This window comes from Brachybacterium massiliense (genome assembly GCF_900184245.1).
GTDB classification, from domain to species: Bacteria; Actinomycetota; Actinomycetes; order Actinomycetales; family Dermabacteraceae; genus Brachybacterium; species Brachybacterium massiliense.
This window is the reverse complement of sequence record NZ_FXXB01000006.1, coordinates 112,808-128,303: the sequence shown is the minus strand read 5'-3', so window position 1 is coordinate 128,303 and position 15,496 is coordinate 112,808. Positions and strand designations below refer to the sequence as shown.

Annotated in this window: 17 protein-coding genes; 14 read left to right on the top strand and 3 right to left on the bottom strand. The window is 69.0% G+C overall.

Annotated features, from left to right (window positions below; translation table 11 throughout):
- The first annotated feature begins 65 nt into the window (after positions 1-65).
- Positions 66-950 (top strand): glycine betaine ABC transporter substrate-binding protein, encoded by an 885-nt coding sequence (locus tag BN4251_RS05045; RefSeq protein ID WP_170931842.1) that lies wholly within the window; start codon positions 66-68, stop codon positions 948-950.
- A 100-nt stretch (positions 951-1,050) separates the two neighbouring features.
- Here the strand turns inward: BN4251_RS05045 and BN4251_RS05040 are convergent, their stop codons facing one another.
- Both BN4251_RS05040 and BN4251_RS05035 read right to left on the bottom strand, forming a co-directional pair.
- Positions 1,051-2,148: a Gfo/Idh/MocA family protein gene (locus BN4251_RS05040; RefSeq protein WP_087484047.1), complete on the bottom strand. Its 1,098-nt coding sequence runs from the start codon at positions 2,146-2,148 to the stop codon at positions 1,051-1,053.
- Complete coding sequence (locus BN4251_RS05035) at positions 2,145-3,467, bottom strand: ROK family protein (RefSeq protein ID WP_245810203.1); 1,323 nt, start codon at positions 3,465-3,467, stop codon at positions 2,145-2,147. Before BN4251_RS05035 ends, BN4251_RS05040 begins: the two co-directional genes overlap by 4 nt.
- Positions 3,468-3,575: 108 nt before the next feature.
- Here BN4251_RS05035 and BN4251_RS05030 point away from each other — a divergent pair, with 108 nt between their 5' ends.
- The 9 genes from BN4251_RS05030 (at position 3,576) to BN4251_RS04990 (ending at position 10,586) form a co-directional block, all read left to right on the top strand.
- Entirely contained in the window at positions 3,576-4,859 is a 1,284-nt protein-coding gene (locus BN4251_RS05030) for an ABC transporter substrate-binding protein (protein ID WP_087484045.1), read from the top strand.
- A complete protein-coding gene (locus BN4251_RS05025; RefSeq protein WP_425426185.1) occupies positions 4,856-5,821 on the top strand; it encodes a carbohydrate ABC transporter permease in 966 nt (321 codons plus the stop codon). The genes BN4251_RS05030 and BN4251_RS05025 overlap by 4 nt, the downstream gene beginning before the upstream one ends.
- Entirely contained in the window at positions 5,821-6,741 is a 921-nt protein-coding gene (locus tag BN4251_RS05020; protein ID WP_087484044.1) for a carbohydrate ABC transporter permease, read from the top strand. Before BN4251_RS05025 ends, BN4251_RS05020 begins: the two co-directional genes overlap by 1 nt.
- Positions 6,742-6,846: 105 nt before the next feature.
- Complete coding sequence (locus tag BN4251_RS05015) at positions 6,847-7,260, top strand: (R)-mandelonitrile lyase (protein WP_087484043.1); 414 nt, start codon at positions 6,847-6,849, stop codon at positions 7,258-7,260.
- Between the two features lie 438 nt (positions 7,261-7,698).
- The gene (locus BN4251_RS05010; protein ID WP_087484042.1) at positions 7,699-8,160 is read left to right on the top strand and encodes a VOC family protein; all 462 of its coding nucleotides are present in this window, start codon (positions 7,699-7,701) and stop codon (positions 8,158-8,160) included.
- A gap of 84 nt (positions 8,161-8,244) precedes the next feature.
- Entirely contained in the window at positions 8,245-8,652 is a 408-nt protein-coding gene (locus tag BN4251_RS05005) for a GntR family transcriptional regulator (RefSeq protein ID WP_087484041.1), read from the top strand.
- Positions 8,645-9,361 carry an ABC transporter ATP-binding protein gene (locus tag BN4251_RS05000; protein WP_087484040.1) on the top strand — a complete coding sequence of 239 codons (717 nt, stop codon included), beginning with the start codon at positions 8,645-8,647 and terminating at the stop codon, positions 9,359-9,361. The genes BN4251_RS05005 and BN4251_RS05000 overlap by 8 nt, the downstream gene beginning before the upstream one ends.
- Complete coding sequence (locus BN4251_RS04995) at positions 9,358-10,182, top strand: hypothetical protein (protein ID WP_087484039.1); 825 nt, start codon at positions 9,358-9,360, stop codon at positions 10,180-10,182. The genes BN4251_RS05000 and BN4251_RS04995 overlap by 4 nt, the downstream gene beginning before the upstream one ends.
- 68 nt (positions 10,183-10,250) lie before the next feature.
- Positions 10,251-10,586, top strand: coding sequence for a MazG-like family protein (locus BN4251_RS04990; RefSeq protein ID WP_087484038.1), 336 nt, complete (start codon positions 10,251-10,253; stop codon positions 10,584-10,586).
- A gap of 122 nt (positions 10,587-10,708) precedes the next feature.
- Here the strand turns inward: BN4251_RS04990 and BN4251_RS04985 are convergent, their stop codons facing one another.
- Complete coding sequence (locus tag BN4251_RS04985; RefSeq protein WP_245810202.1) at positions 10,709-11,296, bottom strand: SOS response-associated peptidase; 588 nt, start codon at positions 11,294-11,296, stop codon at positions 10,709-10,711.
- A gap of 475 nt (positions 11,297-11,771) precedes the next feature.
- Between BN4251_RS04985 and cmtR the strand changes: the two genes are divergently transcribed.
- The 4 genes from cmtR to BN4251_RS04960 are packed head-to-tail and all read left to right on the top strand — an operon-like array spanning position 11,772 to position 15,451.
- Positions 11,772-12,152: a Cd(II)/Pb(II)-sensing metalloregulatory transcriptional regulator CmtR gene (gene cmtR, locus BN4251_RS04975; RefSeq protein ID WP_031306883.1), complete on the top strand. Its 381-nt coding sequence runs from the start codon at positions 11,772-11,774 to the stop codon at positions 12,150-12,152.
- Positions 12,149-14,191 (top strand): heavy metal translocating P-type ATPase, encoded by a 2,043-nt coding sequence (locus BN4251_RS04970; protein ID WP_087484037.1) that lies wholly within the window; start codon positions 12,149-12,151, stop codon positions 14,189-14,191. The genes cmtR and BN4251_RS04970 overlap by 4 nt, the downstream gene beginning before the upstream one ends.
- Positions 14,188-14,835, top strand: coding sequence for a DsbA family protein (locus tag BN4251_RS04965; RefSeq protein ID WP_087484036.1), 648 nt, complete (start codon positions 14,188-14,190; stop codon positions 14,833-14,835). Before BN4251_RS04970 ends, BN4251_RS04965 begins: the two co-directional genes overlap by 4 nt.
- Positions 14,816-15,451, top strand: coding sequence for a vitamin K epoxide reductase family protein (locus BN4251_RS04960; protein ID WP_342744508.1), 636 nt, complete (start codon positions 14,816-14,818; stop codon positions 15,449-15,451). The genes BN4251_RS04965 and BN4251_RS04960 overlap by 20 nt, the downstream gene beginning before the upstream one ends.
- Positions 15,452-15,496 lie beyond the last annotated feature (45 nt).

The following is a 15,496-nucleotide window of genomic DNA, read 5'->3' as shown; positions in this document are numbered from 1 at the left end:
GGGCCGCCCGCAGCTCGCTCACGCTGCCGCCGTCGGCCCGCCGCCCCCTGACCCGCCGCTCCGCGATGCTCGGCGCTGCGGGCCTGATGGGCCTCGGCCTGGCCGCCTGCGGCAGCAGCGGAGACGGCGGCGGCGCGGGTGGCGGCGGCGAGAGCGGCGGCGGGACCATCACCCTCGGTTACATCCCGTCCTGGACCGATGGGCTGTCCACCGCCTACCTGATGGACAACCGCCTGACCGCCATGGGCTACACGGTCGAGCATGAGCCGATCACCGAGGCCGGCGTGCTCTACGCGGGCCTCGCCCAGGGAGACGTGGACATGTTCCCCTCGGCCTGGCCCGAGGTCACCCATGCCTCCTACATGGAGGAGTACGGCGACTCGATCGAGGATCTCGTCGCCTACTACGAGGGTGCGGTGCTGAACCTCTCCGTGCCCGAATACGTGGACATCACCTCGATCGACGAGCTGGCCGGCCAGGCCGATCGCTTCGGCGGCCGGATCGTCGGCATCGAGCCCGGTGCGGGCCTGACCGAGGCTACCCAGGACCGGGTCATCCCCGGCTACGGGCTGGAGGACTTCGAGCTCGTCACCTCCTCGACCACGGCGATGATCACGGAGCTGGAGAGCGCGATCGATGCAGAGGAGGACATCGTCGTCACGCTCTGGTCCCCGTTCTGGGCCATGCCCGCCTACTCGATGAAGGCGCTCGAGGACCCCGAGGGCCACTTCGGCGAGCCGGAGGCCCTGCACCACCTGGGCCGTGAAGGCTTCGCGGAGGACTTCCCGGACGCCGCCGGGTGGATCGCCCAGGCGACCCTGACCGATGAGCAGTTCGGCTCGCTCGAGGACATGGTGGTCAACCAGTTCGACGAAGGCGAAGAGGCCGAGGCCGTCGAGGCCTGGCTCGAGGAGAACCCCGACGTGCTGCCCCCCGTCGAGGGCGAGTGACCTCAGCGCACCTGCTGCGCACGCCGCACCCCCGCACAGAACGGGCCGCTCGCGAGATCCTCGCGAGCGGCCCGTTCCGCGTGCTGTCGGCGCCTCGAAATCAGAGACTCACCTCGGCCCCGGCCTTGGCCGAGGCGTAGCAGGCGTCGATCACGCGCGCGCGGCGCAGAGCCAGCGAGCCGTCATGCGCGCCGGGCTCGCCGGAGGCGACCTTCTGCAGGAACCCGGCGACCGCGGCGGCGTGGCGGCCGTCCTCGCCCGCAGCGGGCGTGAGCTCGGCGGGGAAGCCGGCGACCTCGGTCCACACAGTGATCTTCCGCGGGTCGGCGGGATCGCCGCCCCACTCGATGGTGGCGCCGCCATCGGCCCCGTAGAGGGTCACGTAGCAGAGATCGTGCGGGATCCACTGGGCCCAGCTGGACTCGAGCAGCAGCGTGCCGCCGCCCTCGAGGCGCAGGAACGCGGTGGCCAGGTCCTCGACCTCGAAGGGCGCGCCGTCCTCGACCTGCGAGATGCCGAAGCCGGAGCCGCCGCGGCCCAGCGGCCCGAACTCGGCGTGGGTGGAGGCGGAGGCCGCGGTGACCGCGGGCTCGCCCATCAGGTGCAGCGCCATGTCGAGCATGTGGATGCCGATGTCCATCATCGCGCCGCCGCCGGAGCTCTCAGCCTTGGTGAACCAGGTGCCCAGGCCGGGGATGCCCTGGCGACGGATCCAGCCGGTCTTGGCGTAGTAGAGCTTGCCGAGCACGCCGGAGTCGACCACGTCCTTCAGCGCGGTGACGTCCCCGCGCTGGCGGTGGTTGAAGGACACGTCCAGCACCTTGCCGGCCTTCTGCGCGGCGGCGACCATGCGGGCGGCGGCCTCGCCGGTCTGCGCCATCGGCTTCTCGGTCAGCACGTTCACGCCGGCCTCGAGGGCGTGGATCGCCATCGGCTCGTGCAGGAAGGTGGGTGTCGCGATCGAGACGACGTCCAGCTCGGCCTCGGCGATCATCTGCTTCCAGTCCTGGTAGCGGCCGGGCACATCGTGCTCGTCGCCGAACTGTGCGAGCAGGTGCTCCTCCATCGCGGAGATCGCCACGAGCTCGACGGCGGGATCGGCGGCGTAGGCGGCCACGTGCTGCTGGCCGGCCCAGCCCAGGCCGATCACGCCGGCGCGCAGGGGTCGCGGCGCGCTCTGGGGTGCTGCTGAGGTCATGATGTTCGATTCCCTTCGGTCGGTGGGTAGGGGTCGGTTCCGGTCTCCGGGGCCAGCAGGCCCAGAGGGTCCTCGCGCAGTCGGGCGAGGGCGAGCTCGAGCGCTCCGCGCACCACCACCTCGCGTCCCAGCGCGCTCGCGCGCAGCTGCGGAACGGGTGGGGTGAGAATCTTCGGCAGCACAGTGCGCGCATGGGAGAGGACGGGTTCGATGGCTTCGGCGATCGCGCCGGCGACCACCACCGCCTCGACGCCGAGCAGACTCGAGAGGATAGCGGCGATGCGGGCCAGGCGCTCGCCGATGCGTTCGAGGACGCGCTGCGCGAGCGGATCGCCCGCGCGGGCGGCGGAGAAGACGTCCTCCGCGCTGAGGGCGTGAGCGGGGAGGGATTCGAGCGGCGAGGAGGACTCTCTCGCCGCGAGCGCCTCGAGGGTCCAGCGGCGGGCGAGGGCGGCGACCCCGTCGGCGCCGCGCGAGTCGCCGAGCATGGCGTCCAGGAAGCGCATCTCACCGGCGCCGCCCTGGGCGCCGCGCAGCAGGTGGCCGTCCACGATCAGGCCGGTGCCGAAGCGCTCCCCCATCAGGAGGGTCGCGAGGTGATCGGAGCCCGCCGCGAGGTGGCCTGCGCTCTGGGTGACCGCACCCCCGGCACCCGCACCGGCCGCCGCGTGGGCGCGTTCGGCGAGCGCGGCGAGGTTCGCATCGTTCTCGACCAGCACCTCGCCCTCGAGGGCGTCGACGAATCCGGGGTTCATGGCCGGCCAGTAGCCCTTGTCGCCGCTCGGCGAGTGTCCGTCGGGGCCGACGGGCGCGGGGACGCCGACGACGGTCAGCAGCCGCGGGCGCTCGCGCGCCGCGGCCTGCTCGAGCACCTGGTCGATGAGCGTGATCACGGCCTCGAGCCGTTCCTCGGCCGTGGCGGCTCCGGCGTCGAGATCCACGCCGTCCAGGGTGCCGTCGGTCGTGCTGCGGGCTCCGGCGAGCTCGCGGCCGCGGAGGTCCGCGGCGCGGGCGGTGAGGGTGTGCTGGCCGGCGTCGACCGCGATCAGGACGGCGGCGTCGGCCTGCAGGGCGAAGTGCCGGGCCGGCCTGCCGCGCTGGACGGCACCTTCGCGCCCCGCGGGCACCTCGTGCAGCCACCCGGACTCCTCGAGCTCCGCGCACACGCCCAGCACTGTCGCACGGGTCAGGCCGGTCGCGGCCATCGCGTCGGCCGCTGTGAAGTGCTGCGCCCGCAGCGCGTGCTGGAGCAGCGCCTGCCGGTTGGCCCGGCGCATCAGCTGGGGCGAGCTGGCACCCCGGTCCTGCGCTGTTGACATGCCGCTCACCCCGCCTCCATACTTCCGATAGATCCTAAATATAACGCCTGACGTATCTATGATCGCATCCGATCTGCGGATCCGAACCCCGTCGCGAAGGAGACGATGATGTCGTCCTCGACCGTTCGCCCCGGCCGCTCCGGCCGGCCCAGCCGCCGCGCCCTGCTGGCCGGTGCCGGTGGCGCGCTGGCCGCCGCGGCGCTGCCGGCCTGCACCGCAGCCAGCGGCGCCTCCCAGCTGACCCTGTACCAGTCCAAGCCCGAGGCAATCCCCCACTTCTCCCAGCTCGCCGCGGAGTTCAGCCTGTCCCAGGACCGCTTCTCGGTCCAGCACGACATCGCCACGAATCTCTCGGCGAGCTTCGTGCGCAGCAACCCGCCGGACCTCGGCTGCCTGAACTACAACCTCGAGATGGGCCGCTTCATGGAGCGCGGCGCGCTCTCGGACCTCTCGGACCTGCCCGAGGCCGGGCGCATCCGCGAGGACGTCGCCGAGCTCGCCGACTGGTATCCCACCTATGAAGGCCGCACCAGCGTGCTGCCCTACTCCGTCACGGCCGCCTCGGTGATCTACAACCGGCGAATCTTCGCCGAGCACGGCCTCGAGGTCCCCACCACCTGGGACGAGTTCCTCACCGTGTGCGAGGCGCTACAGGGCGCGGACGTCACCCCGATCTACGCGACCTTCCTGGACCCGTGGACGATCGCGCAGGGACTGTTCGACTACACCGTGGGTGGATTGGTCGACGTGCGCAGCTTCTACGCACGGATGAACGAGCTCGGCGAGGACGTCGGCCCCGACTCCGAGGTCTCCTTCCAGAGCACCCTGCTCGAGCCCGTCCAGCGCATGCTGGAGCTGCTCCCGTACCTCAATCCCGACGCCTCGAACCGGGCGTACGGCGACGGCAACACCGCGATGGCCCAGGAGCAGGCCGCGATGTACTTCCAGGGGCCGTGGGCACTGGTGGAGATCGACAAGGCCGGCGGCGAGCTGGACCTCGGAACGTTCCCGCTGCCGATGACCGATGATCCGGCGGACCTGAAGGTCCGCGTGAACATCGACCTGTCCCTGTGGGTGCCCGAGGCCGCCGACGAACAGGAGGGGGCACGGGAGCTGGCCCAGTTCCTCATGCAGCCCGAGGTGCAGAACCCGTACAACGAGGATTTCCTCGCCTTCGGGACCACCAAGGACGCCCCGGCGGCGACCGACGAGCGCATCGCCGACATGCAGCCGTATTACGACGAGGGCCGCTTCTACATGGGGGCCTCGCAGTTCATCCCGAACTCGATCCCGGCCCAGAACTACATCCAGGCCATCGTCGGCGGTGCCGACGCCGAGCAGATCCTGGCGCGCATGGATGCCGACTGGGCGCGCCTGGCCTTCCGGGAGTGACCACCGATGATGACTCAGCAAGGAGCCGCGATGTCGACGACGACACCGTCCCGCCAGGCCCCGAGGCGGGTGAGAGCACGGCCCGCACCGGGCTCACCCATCGCCGGCGGCGCACCGACCCCCTGTACTACCTGTTCCTGTTCCCCTCGCTGGCCCTGTTCACCGCAGCGGTGACGGTGCCTGCGCTGCTGGGCTTCGGCTACAGCTTCACCAACTCGATCGGCTTCGGCGACTGGGAGCTGATCGGGATCCGCAACTACATCGCGATGTTCCGCGATCAGGGGATCCTGGGCTCGTACGTCTTCACCCTCGGCTTCTCGCTGGTCACGGTGATCCTGGTGAACGTGCTCGCGTTCACGCTGGCGCTGGGCCTGACCTCGAAGATCCGCTTCACCACGGCGCTGCGCACTATCTACGTGATCCCGATGGTCATCTCCGGAATCGTCATCGCCTTCGTGTTCCAGTACCTGTTCGCCAACACGGTGCCGGGCATCGGCCAGACGCTCGGCTCAGAGACGCTGTCCACCTCGATCCTCGCCGACCCCGACTGGGCGTGGCTCTCGATCGTGATCGTCACCGCCTGGCAGTCGATCCCCGGCACGATGCTCATCTATATCGCGGGGCTGGTCACCATCCCGTCCGACGTCTACGAGGCCGGCTCGATCGACGGCGCCACCGGCTGGCAGAGCATCCGGCACATCACGCTGCCGCTGGTCTCGGGGTTCATCGTCATCAACACGATCCTGGGCTTCAAGAACTACCTCAACGCCTACGACATCATCGTGGGGCTGACCGACGGCGGCCCGGGCGTGGCCACCCGCTCGGTCGCGATGTCGATCTTCCGCGGCTTCGAGGGCGGCGACTACGCCTACCAGATGGCGAACGCGATGGTGTTCTTCCTGATCTCGATCGCCCTCGCGCTCCTCCAGCTCCGCATCACCCGAGGAAGGTCGACCTTCTGATGAGCACTGCGATTCCTGCTGCCTCCGAGGCCCCTGCCGGCCACGGGTCCGAGTCCTCCACCACGCCTCCTGCCCGCCGCAGGCGCCGCGGGAAGGTGGGGCGCGACCGCATCAACCGGCCCGCGACCGTGCTGCTCATGGTGGGCGCGCTGGCGGTGCTGGTGCCGCTGTTCGTCACCGTGAACATGTCGCTGAAGACCACCGAGCAGGCGGTCGACGGCAATGCGTTCTCCCTACCCTCTCCGTTCACCCTGTCCAGCTTCGTCGAGGCGTGGAACCTGACGAACTTCCCGCGCGGCTTCGCGATCTCGATCTTCATCACCGTGCTCGCCGTGGCCGGGGAGATCCTGATCTCCGCGCTCGCCGCGTACGCGATCGTGCGCAACTGGGACCGCAGGCTGTTCCGCTGGTCGTTCTTCTACCTGCTGGCCGCGATGTTCATCCCGTTCCCGGTGGTGGCGCTGCCGCAGATCCAGCTGACCGGCATGCTCGGGCTCGACAACCCCCTCGGCGTGGCGATCCTGCACATCGCCTTCGCCCTGGCCTTCAACACCCTGCTGTTCACCGCGTTCCTGCGCACCATCCCGATCGAGCTCGAGGAGTCGATGCGGATGGACGGCGCGGGCACCTGGAAGGTGTTCTGGAGGCTGATCCTGCCGCTGCTGGGCCCGATGTGCGCCACTGTGGGGATCTTCGCGTTCATCCAGTCCTGGAACGACTTCATGATGCCCTCGCTGATCATCTCGGATCCGTCCCTGCAGACGATCCCGGTGCTGCAGAACATGTTCCAGACCCAGTTCAGCAACAACTACAACATCGCCTTCGCGTCATATCTGATGGCGATGGCGCCGGCGATCATCGTGTACCTGTTCGCCCAGCGCTGGGTGATGTCCGGCCTCACCCAGGGCGCGATCAAGTGAGCACCTGAGGCGGGTGGCCGGGGATCGTCGCGCCCCACCCTTGTGTTCCGGTGCGACGGGGTATCTGATGGAGCACACCGCCCCGCACCGTCGCAGGAGGACCAGATGGAGAAGCTTCCGCTCACCCCCACGGCCACCGGCCCGGACACCGCGTTCACGGGCCACGTGCTGATGGAGTCGATCCGCGGGCCGCGGGGCGGGTCCCGCGCGGCGATGAACCATGTGCATTTCGCACCGGGTGCGCGCACGCACTGGCACTGGCATCCCGTGGGCCAGACCCTGCACGGCACCGCCGGGGTGGGGCTGGTGGTCACCCGTTCCGGCGAGGTGCTCACCCTCGAGCCGGGGCGCACCGTGTGGATCCCGCCGCGCGAGGAGCACTGGCATGGCGCGACCGCCGAGTCGCTGATGTCCCATATCGCGGTGCAGGAGGCCGACGAGGACGACGAGACCGTCATCTGGCTCGAACCGGTCACCGACGAGGAGCTCGCCCGGGCGGTCGCCGCCGCAGGCCTCTGACGGCACACCGTGCATGCGGCCGGGCAAATTCTCGACCGCATGGTCAGAAAGTCGCTGACCTGCACGAAGAGGCGCTCAGCATTGCCTCGACGGCCCTCGCGGGAGCACCGCGGCGCTGCGCTGCCTACTGTGGGGGCACCCGTCGGAGACCCGAGCGGGACGCCCGACAGAAGGAGAACGCCATGCGCAAGGCAGTGCTTCCGATCAGTCTGACCACCCTGCTCCTGATCATCATCATCCTCCTGCTCGTGCTCTGACCCTCACGTGCTCGCACAGCACGAGCAGCTTTCTCATCCCGCGCAGGGCATCGGCATCGCCGGTGCCCTGCGCGGCGTCATGACCCCGTCGGCCCGATCCTCCTTCTGCGGACACCCCCTGTCCTCCCCGGAGCGCAGACTGACACCTCGTCGACCCTCCGCCGCATGAAGGAGTCCCGCCATGAGTGCCACCGTCCAGGTCACGATCGACGCCCACGACCCCCGAGCCCTCTCGGTGTTCTGGAAGGAGGTGCTCGGCTACGTCCACCCGGCACCGCCGGGAGTCGAGCTGGGCCCGGGCGAGGATCCGCTGCGGGCCTGGGACGACTTCCTCGAGGCGAACGATGTGCCCCTCGAGCTGCGCAACAGCTCCTCCGCCCTCGAGGATCCGGATGGCATCGGCCCGCGGATCTTCTTTCAGCAGGTGCCCGAGCCCAAGACCGCGAAGAACCGGATGCACCTGGACGTGCGCACGGCCACCGAGCTGCGGGGCGAGGAGCGGATGGCGGCGCTCGAGGCGAGGTGCGAGGAGCTGGTGACGCTCGGCGGCAGGCGCCTGGCGCGCCACGAGCCGGAGCCGCCGCTGAGCATCGGCTTCGTCGTGATGGCCGATCCCGAGGGCAACGAGTTCTGCCTCGATTGAGCAGACGCTGACCCGACTCTTGACCGGAGCGCCTCGCAGCCCTACTGTATTACTCACCTAGTACAGTAAGACAGGCGGTGGCTGATGCAGTTCGACAGCACCCTTCCGATCTGGTTGCAGCTGGTCACGGAGTTCTCCCGGCGAATCGTCGTCGGCCTGTGGCCCTCCGGAACCAAGATGCCCGGCGTGCGGGGCCTCGCCGAGGAGCTCGGCGTCAACCCCAACACCATCCAGCGCGCACTCTCCGAGCTCGAGCGCGAGGGCCTGTGCCGTTCGGAACGCACCTCCGGCAGGTTCGTCACCGAGGACACGGACCGGATCGACCAGCTGCGCGCCGAGCTCGCCGAAGGCGCCGCGGACGAGTTCGTCAGCCGCGCACGCGGCGTCGGGCTCACCCGCTCCCAGGCGCAGCAGCTCCTCACCGACAGATGGGACCACCATGACCACCATCGCGACGACAGCCCCCGGCCCGAGGGAGCCCGAGATGACTGACCCCACGCCCTCGACGCAGCCCTTGATCATGACCTCGGGTCTGACCAAGACCTACGGGCGCACCACGGCTCTGGACTCCCTGGACCTCGAGCTCGAGGGTGGCCGCATCATCGGCCTCCTCGGCGAGAACGGCTGCGGGAAGACCACGCTGCTGAAGATCCTCGCCGGTGTGATCAGCGACTACACGGGCGAGGCGCGCATTGCGGGCCACCGTCCCGGGCCGCAGTCCAAGGCGCGGGTCTCCTTCCTGCCCGACACCAGCTTCCTCCCCCACGGCGCCCGCGCCCGGTACTGCGTGGAGCTGTACGGCGACTTCTTCGAGGACTTCGACGCCCACAAGGCCCGTGAGCTGCTGCGGTTCTTCGGGCTGGATGAGTCGATGCGCCTGAAGGAGATGTCCAAGGGCATGCGCGAGAAGGTGCAGATCGCGCTGGCGATGTCCCGCCGCGCGGAGGTGTTCCTGCTGGATGAGCCGATCAGCGGTGTGGACCCGGCCGCCCGGCAGGTCATCCTCGACGGGATCCTCAGCACCTTCGAGGAGGACTCGCTGCTGCTGATCTCCACCCATCTGATCCACGACCTCGAACCGATCCTCGACTCGGTCGTCATGATGCGCCACGGCTCCGTGGTGCTGGCCGGCGAGGCCGACGACCTCCGGGCCGCGCACGGCGCGAGCCTCGATGACATCTTCAAGGAGACGTACCGATGATCGCCGCACTCCTCAAGCACGAGTGGCTGCGCACCCGCAGCCTGCTGGGCAGCATCGGCGCGGTGGCCGTGCTGCTGGTCGCCGCGGGCGCCGCCCTGACCGCCACCGGATGGCCCGGGATCTCCCTGGTGGGGATGCTCATGGTGATGGCGCCGCTGGCCGCGCTGGTCCCGGCGACCCAGATCGCCCTGGCCGTGCACTACTGGCAGTCCAGCTACAGCCGCACCGGCTACTTCACCCAGTCCCTGCCGCTCAGCGGAGTCACGATCTACGCGGCCAAGCTGGCGTGGGCGCTGCTGGTCTCGCTGCTCGCCGCGCTGGCGACGGCGGGACTGCTGATGGCGGCCTGGCCGGTGCTCGCCGGGCAGCTGGGCGGCGAGCGCAATCCCTTCTCCCTCATCCGGCAGATGTGGGAGGCCGGGACGGCGGTGACCTCGACCCCCGTGCTGATCGCCGGGATCCTGCTGTTCGTGGGCCTGATCCTGATCTGGCCGATCCAGTACTTCTTCGCCGCCTCGGTGGGCAGCGAGACCCCGCTGAACCGGCTGGGCCTGGGCGGCCCTGTGGTGGTGTTCCTCGGCCTCTACCTGGCCAGCCAGGTGCTGGTCTTCCTCGGCATGGCCGCGTTGCCCTGGGGCCTCACGATGGTCGACGGTCAGCTGGGGATCGAGCACTGGTCCGTGTTCGCGGAGATCGCGGCCGGTGATGCGAGTCGGGACGACATCATGCCCGTCGGCTTCGTGCCGATGCTCCTCCTGATCGGCGTGGTGTGCCTGCTGCGCACCGTCCACTCCTGGCGGCGCCGGATCAGCCTCGTGTGAGCCCGCGCCGACGGCGCCGCTCGGCCGCTCGGCCGCTCGGGCGAGTGCCGATGCGGGAGACTGACGGCATGGATCCTGCAGAACTCTCCCCCGGCATCGCCGCGCTCAGCCGGTGGATCGATGACGGCAACCAGCACCGCGACCCCGAGGCCGCGACCTGGGCGCGTCTCGCGAAGATCACCGAGGAGGCGGGTGAGGTGGTCGCCGCCCATATCGGCGCGACCGGCCAGAACCCGCGCAAGGGCGTCACCCACTCCAGGGCGGATGTCGAGGCGGAGCTGCTCGACGTCGCGATCACGGCCCTCGCCGCGCTCGAGCACCTGCGGGGGCACGACGAGCGCTCCCTCGACCTGCTCGGGGACACGCTCGAGGCAACCTTGCGACGGGCACGCCTCCGGGACTGACCGCCGCGGGTGGCGACCGGCGCCCAGGTCGAGGGGTTCGAACATTCGGGCGCGCGCAACGTCACGCCCAGGTACCGGTCCGCAAGCCCTCCTCCTCAGCCCACCCGGTTCGAGCTGTCCGGTCACCCGAGGATGAGCGGAGCGATCAGCCCCTCGTCCCGCCGATCGACGGTGCGGACGTTGTTGACACGCCGGTCGACGGGATGCGTGACGAGCGTCGCGGCGATCTGCTCGGATACGCCGCCGAGCGCTCCATGCAGCTGCTCACGCTCGCCCATCTCGAGCTTCCCCGGCGCGAGCCATTCGGCCATGAGGTCCTCGTCGAGGAACGCGGGCATGCGGTCATCGACCTCGCCGGCCGCGTCCCGCGCCTCGCGGGTGATGATCGTGAAGGTGACGTCCCAGTTCCCGTCGACGTTCTGTTCGGCGGTGGTGAGGCCGGCGGCGTGCAGTAGTTTCTCGTCGGTGGCGTGGACGTAGTAGGGCTGTTTCCCGTCGTCCGTCTCGACCCACTCGTAGTAGCCGGACATCGGGACCACGGCGCGGGTGCTCGCGAACGCGGCACGGAACATCCCGTTCGTGGGCGCCGTCTCGAAGCGGGCGTTGATCGGCCGCGGCCCCTTCTCCTTCGCCCATGCCGGCCTGAACCCCCACCGCGCGAACTCGACCGTGCGCTGCAGCTGCCCCTCGTCGTCGAGGTGCTCGCGCACAACAGGCGCCTTGGTGCGGGGGGGCGATGCTGAACACCGGCTCCCAGTCGAACGTCTTCGTGGGCTGGGCTGCGTAGGAGTGCAGGAGCCCGTCGGCGTTACCGGGGGTCGGCATCGTTCGGTTGAGAATTACTCTCCGCCGAGCCGCGCACAGCGGTGAACGCAGCTCGTGGCGACGTTGCAGTCTGCGTGCACCGCCGAGGGGCATCCCGGCGGGCACCCGTGTCCTAAACGACCAGTTACGGGATTGTCGTCTTCCTCGGGACGGTGGCAGGTAGGAGGCGGACGAGGACGATCATGGCGATGAGTTCGACGAGAGTCTGAGTAACCACTGCGCGTGGTGCGATCGCCAGGGCATCGGGAAGCGATAGCGCGAGCGGGAGGACCATCTGTGAGTTGCGGGTGGCGGCTGAGAACATCACTGCCCGCGTCAAGGCGGTACCGCTGGCGGCAGCCGCAGCTGTATGGTCAGTGCATGCTGACTAAAGCTTCGCGCCTCGAGGTCATGAATCGTCTCGGCCGTGCCATGGCCGACCCAACCCGGTCCCGCATCCTGCTGTCGATCCTCGACCATCCCGGCTATACCGCCGTACTGGCGGAAGAGCTGTCGCTGACCCGTACCAACGTGTCCAATCACCTCTCCTGCCTGCGCGGCTGTGGCATCGTGGTCGCTTCCCCCGAGGGGCGGCGCACGCGCTACGAGATCGCCGACGCGCATCTGACCAAGGCGCTCTCAGGGCTGGTCGAGACTGTGCTGGCGGTCGATGATGGCCGTCCGTGCACCGATGAGGACTGCGGCATCCCGCTGTGCTGCGATGCCTCCGTCGAGGTGCGTTCCAAGGCGGGCACGCGATGAGCGACGAATGCTGCGGCCCCGAGAAGCCCGCACCGCCCGTGGCCCCAGTGGTGGAGGATGCATGTTGCGGAAGTAGCGGCCTGACGGATCCGCCGGAGGCACTCGAGCTCGAACAGCTCTCACCGTGGTGGCACGATCGCGCGCTGCTGCTGCCGATCACCTCTGGTGTCTTGTGGGTGCTGGGGCTCTTGACGGGATGGGCAGGACTCAATACAGCCGGTCTCGCGGCCCACGTTCTCGCCCTGCTGGCCGGGGCCTGGACGTTCGTCCCCGGCACTCTGCGTCGCCTAGTGCAGGGCCGTGGACGCGGTCGGCTTGGCGTCGGCCTGCTGATGACCATTGCCGCGCTCGGTGCGGTGCTGTTAGGGCACTTCGGTGAAGCCGCGGCCTTGGCGTTCTTGTTCTCTCTGGCGGAGGCGTTGGAGGACCGGTCGATGGATCGCGCGAAGCAAGGCCTGCGGGCGCTGCTTGCCCTCATCCCCGAGACTGCCCGCGTTTCACGTCCGGGCGGGCCGCAGACCATCGCGGCCGGAGAGGTCCGCACCGAGGACGTGCTCCTGCTCGGTGCGGGCGACAAGGTTGCCACGGACGGTGTGATCCTCTCTGGGCGCTCCTGGATGAATACTTCGGCGATCACCGGCGAGTCCATACCGGTCGAGGTCGGCCCCGGAGACGAGGTGCATGCGGGCTCCGTCAACGGCTCGGGCTCGCTAGCGCTACGCGCTACTGCTGATGGTCGGGACAATTCACTGACCCAGATCGTGCGCTTGGTCGAGCAGGCCCATGCCGCCAAGGGTGAACGTGCCCGCCTCGCTGATCGCATTGCCCGTCCCCTCGTCCCGGTGGTGCTGATCGTCGCCGCGCTGGTCGCACTCATTGGCGTCCTCACCGGAGACCCGGCAACTTGGACCGAGCGCGCCCTGGTGGTGCTCGTCGCCGCGTCGCCCTGCGCGTTAGCCATCGCTGTGCCGGTGACGGTCATCTCTTCGATCGGCTCCGCGAGCAAGCTCGGCGTGGTCATCAAGTCCGGCGCCGCCTTCGAACAGCTGGGGGCGATCCGCACTGTGGCTCTGGACAAGACCGGGACGCTCACCCGTAACGAACCCCGCGTCGTGGACGTCGCCACAAGTGAAGGCCGCAGCCGCGAGGAGGTCCTCGCGGCGGCCGCTGCTCTCGAGTCCGCCAGCGCCCATCCCCTCGCCGCCGCAGTCCTCGCCGCAACGGATGCCGCGGTGGACGCTGACGACGTCCAGGAAGTCCCCGGATACGGCATCACCGGAAGCATCCATGGCCGGGTGATCCGCGTGGGAAGTCCCCGCTGGATCTCCCCTGGCCAATTCGGGAACCGCACCCACGAGATGGCATCGCGTGGCATGAGCGTCGTCATGGTCGAGGAGGACAGCCATGTGATCGGCGCTGTCGGCATCCGCGACGAGCTGCGTCCCGAGGCGGCCGCGACGGTGGCTGCATTGCATGCCCAAGGCATCCGCACCGTCATGCTTACCGGCGACAACGCCCTGACCGCCCACGCAATCGCGGCAGAGGCCGGCATCGAGGAAGTCCATGCCGAGCAGCTGCCCGCTGACAAGGCCGCCTACGTCCGTCGCCTCTCGGAGCAGGCTCCGACCGCGATGATCGGAGACGGCATCAACGACGCGCCGGCCCTCGCGTCAGCGACGGTGGGCATCGCGATGGGAGCGACCGGCACGGCAGCAGCAGTCGAGTCGGCCGACGTCGCCTTCACCGGCACTGATCTGCGGCAGATCCCTGCCGCATTGGCTCATGCTCGCCGGGGTCACCGCATCATGACTGGGAACATCGTCCTCGCGCTGGCGATCATCGTGGTGCTGTTCCCACTAGCACTGTTCGGGGTGCTGGGTCTGGCCGCGGTGGTGCTCGTGCACGAGGTCGCCGAGGTCGTGGTGATCGCCAATGGCATGCGGGCCGCACGCACTCCAGGGGTAGGCGCGCAGGAGCCGTCCAGTCCGGTCGGGCAGGATCTGCGTGAGACGTCAACTGTCGGAAGGCCCGTTGCATGAGCAGGAGCACGAAATTCACTCTCGGACTGATCGCAGTGGCTGCGCTGGTCCTCGCCGGGTTCATCATCTTCCTCGACCCCGATGAGCAGGAATCGGCGCCGGCCGAGGACACGGGATCCGCGTCGGCCCAGCTCGTGCGAGAAGACAGTCCCCGGCTGTCCGAAGGTGGCGATGCCGTCTTCGTGGAGTACCTGGACTTCGAATGTGAGGCGTGTCTGTCCCTGTACCCCACGATCGAGGAGATTCGCGCCGAGTACGGCGACCGCGTGACCTTTGTGGTGCGGTACCTGCCGTTGCACGGAAATTCTGTCGAAGCCGCCAAGGCGGCTGAGGCCGCAGGTGCGCAGGGCGAGTTCGAGGCCATGTACAAGACGCTGTTCGACAACGCGGAGGAATGGAGTCATCAGGAGACGTCCCAGCGGGAGGCATTCTTCGGGTATGCCGAGGAGCTCGGCCTCGATATGGAGCGCTTCGAACAGGTCTACGACGATCCGGCCACCCTCGCGCGCATCGAGCAGAGTGCAGCCGACGCCGAAGCACTCGGTGTCACCAGCACTCCCACCTTCTTCGTCGACGGGGAGCGCCTGGAGCCCACCCGCGTCGAGGACCTCACGGATCCTCTCGATGCCGCACTCGAAGGCTGACGGCCCGGCCGCCCGGCCGCCTCGGGAGTCGAGGGCTCCGCGCGGCCTGGGGATGCTCTTCACCGTCACCGGCGCTATCGGCCTGGTCATGGCCGTTGTGCTGCTGGTCGAGAAGATCGCTCTGATCGAGGACCCCAGCTACGTCCCCTCGTGCAGCCTCAATCCGGTGCTTTCCTGCGGCTCCGTGATGGGCACCCCGCAGGCCTCAGCCTTCGGCATCCCCAATCCGATCGTCGGCATCGCCGGCTTCGCGGCCGTTCTCTCCCTCGGATTCGCGTTCCTCGCCGGTGCGCGCGTGGCGCGGTGGATGAGTGTGCTCATCCAGGCGGGCGTGACCTTCGCGGTGCTCTTCGTGCAGTGGCTGATCGGGCAGAGCCTGTACGAGATCGGGGCATTGTGCCCCTACTGCATGGTCGTGTGGGCAGTGACGATCCCGTTGTTCTGGTTCACCACGATTCACCATCTCCGCGCTCTGGCAGACAGCTCCACCTCGGCCAGTCGGCGGGCGCTCCGCCTCGTGATCGAGTTCCGCGTCCCGGTGCTCGTGGCCTGGTATCTCGTGATCCTGGCACTCATCGCCGTGAGGTTCTGGGACTACTGGTCCACGCTGTTCTAGACACGGAAGAACCCGCATCCTGCCCCTCTCACCCGTCCCCTCTCG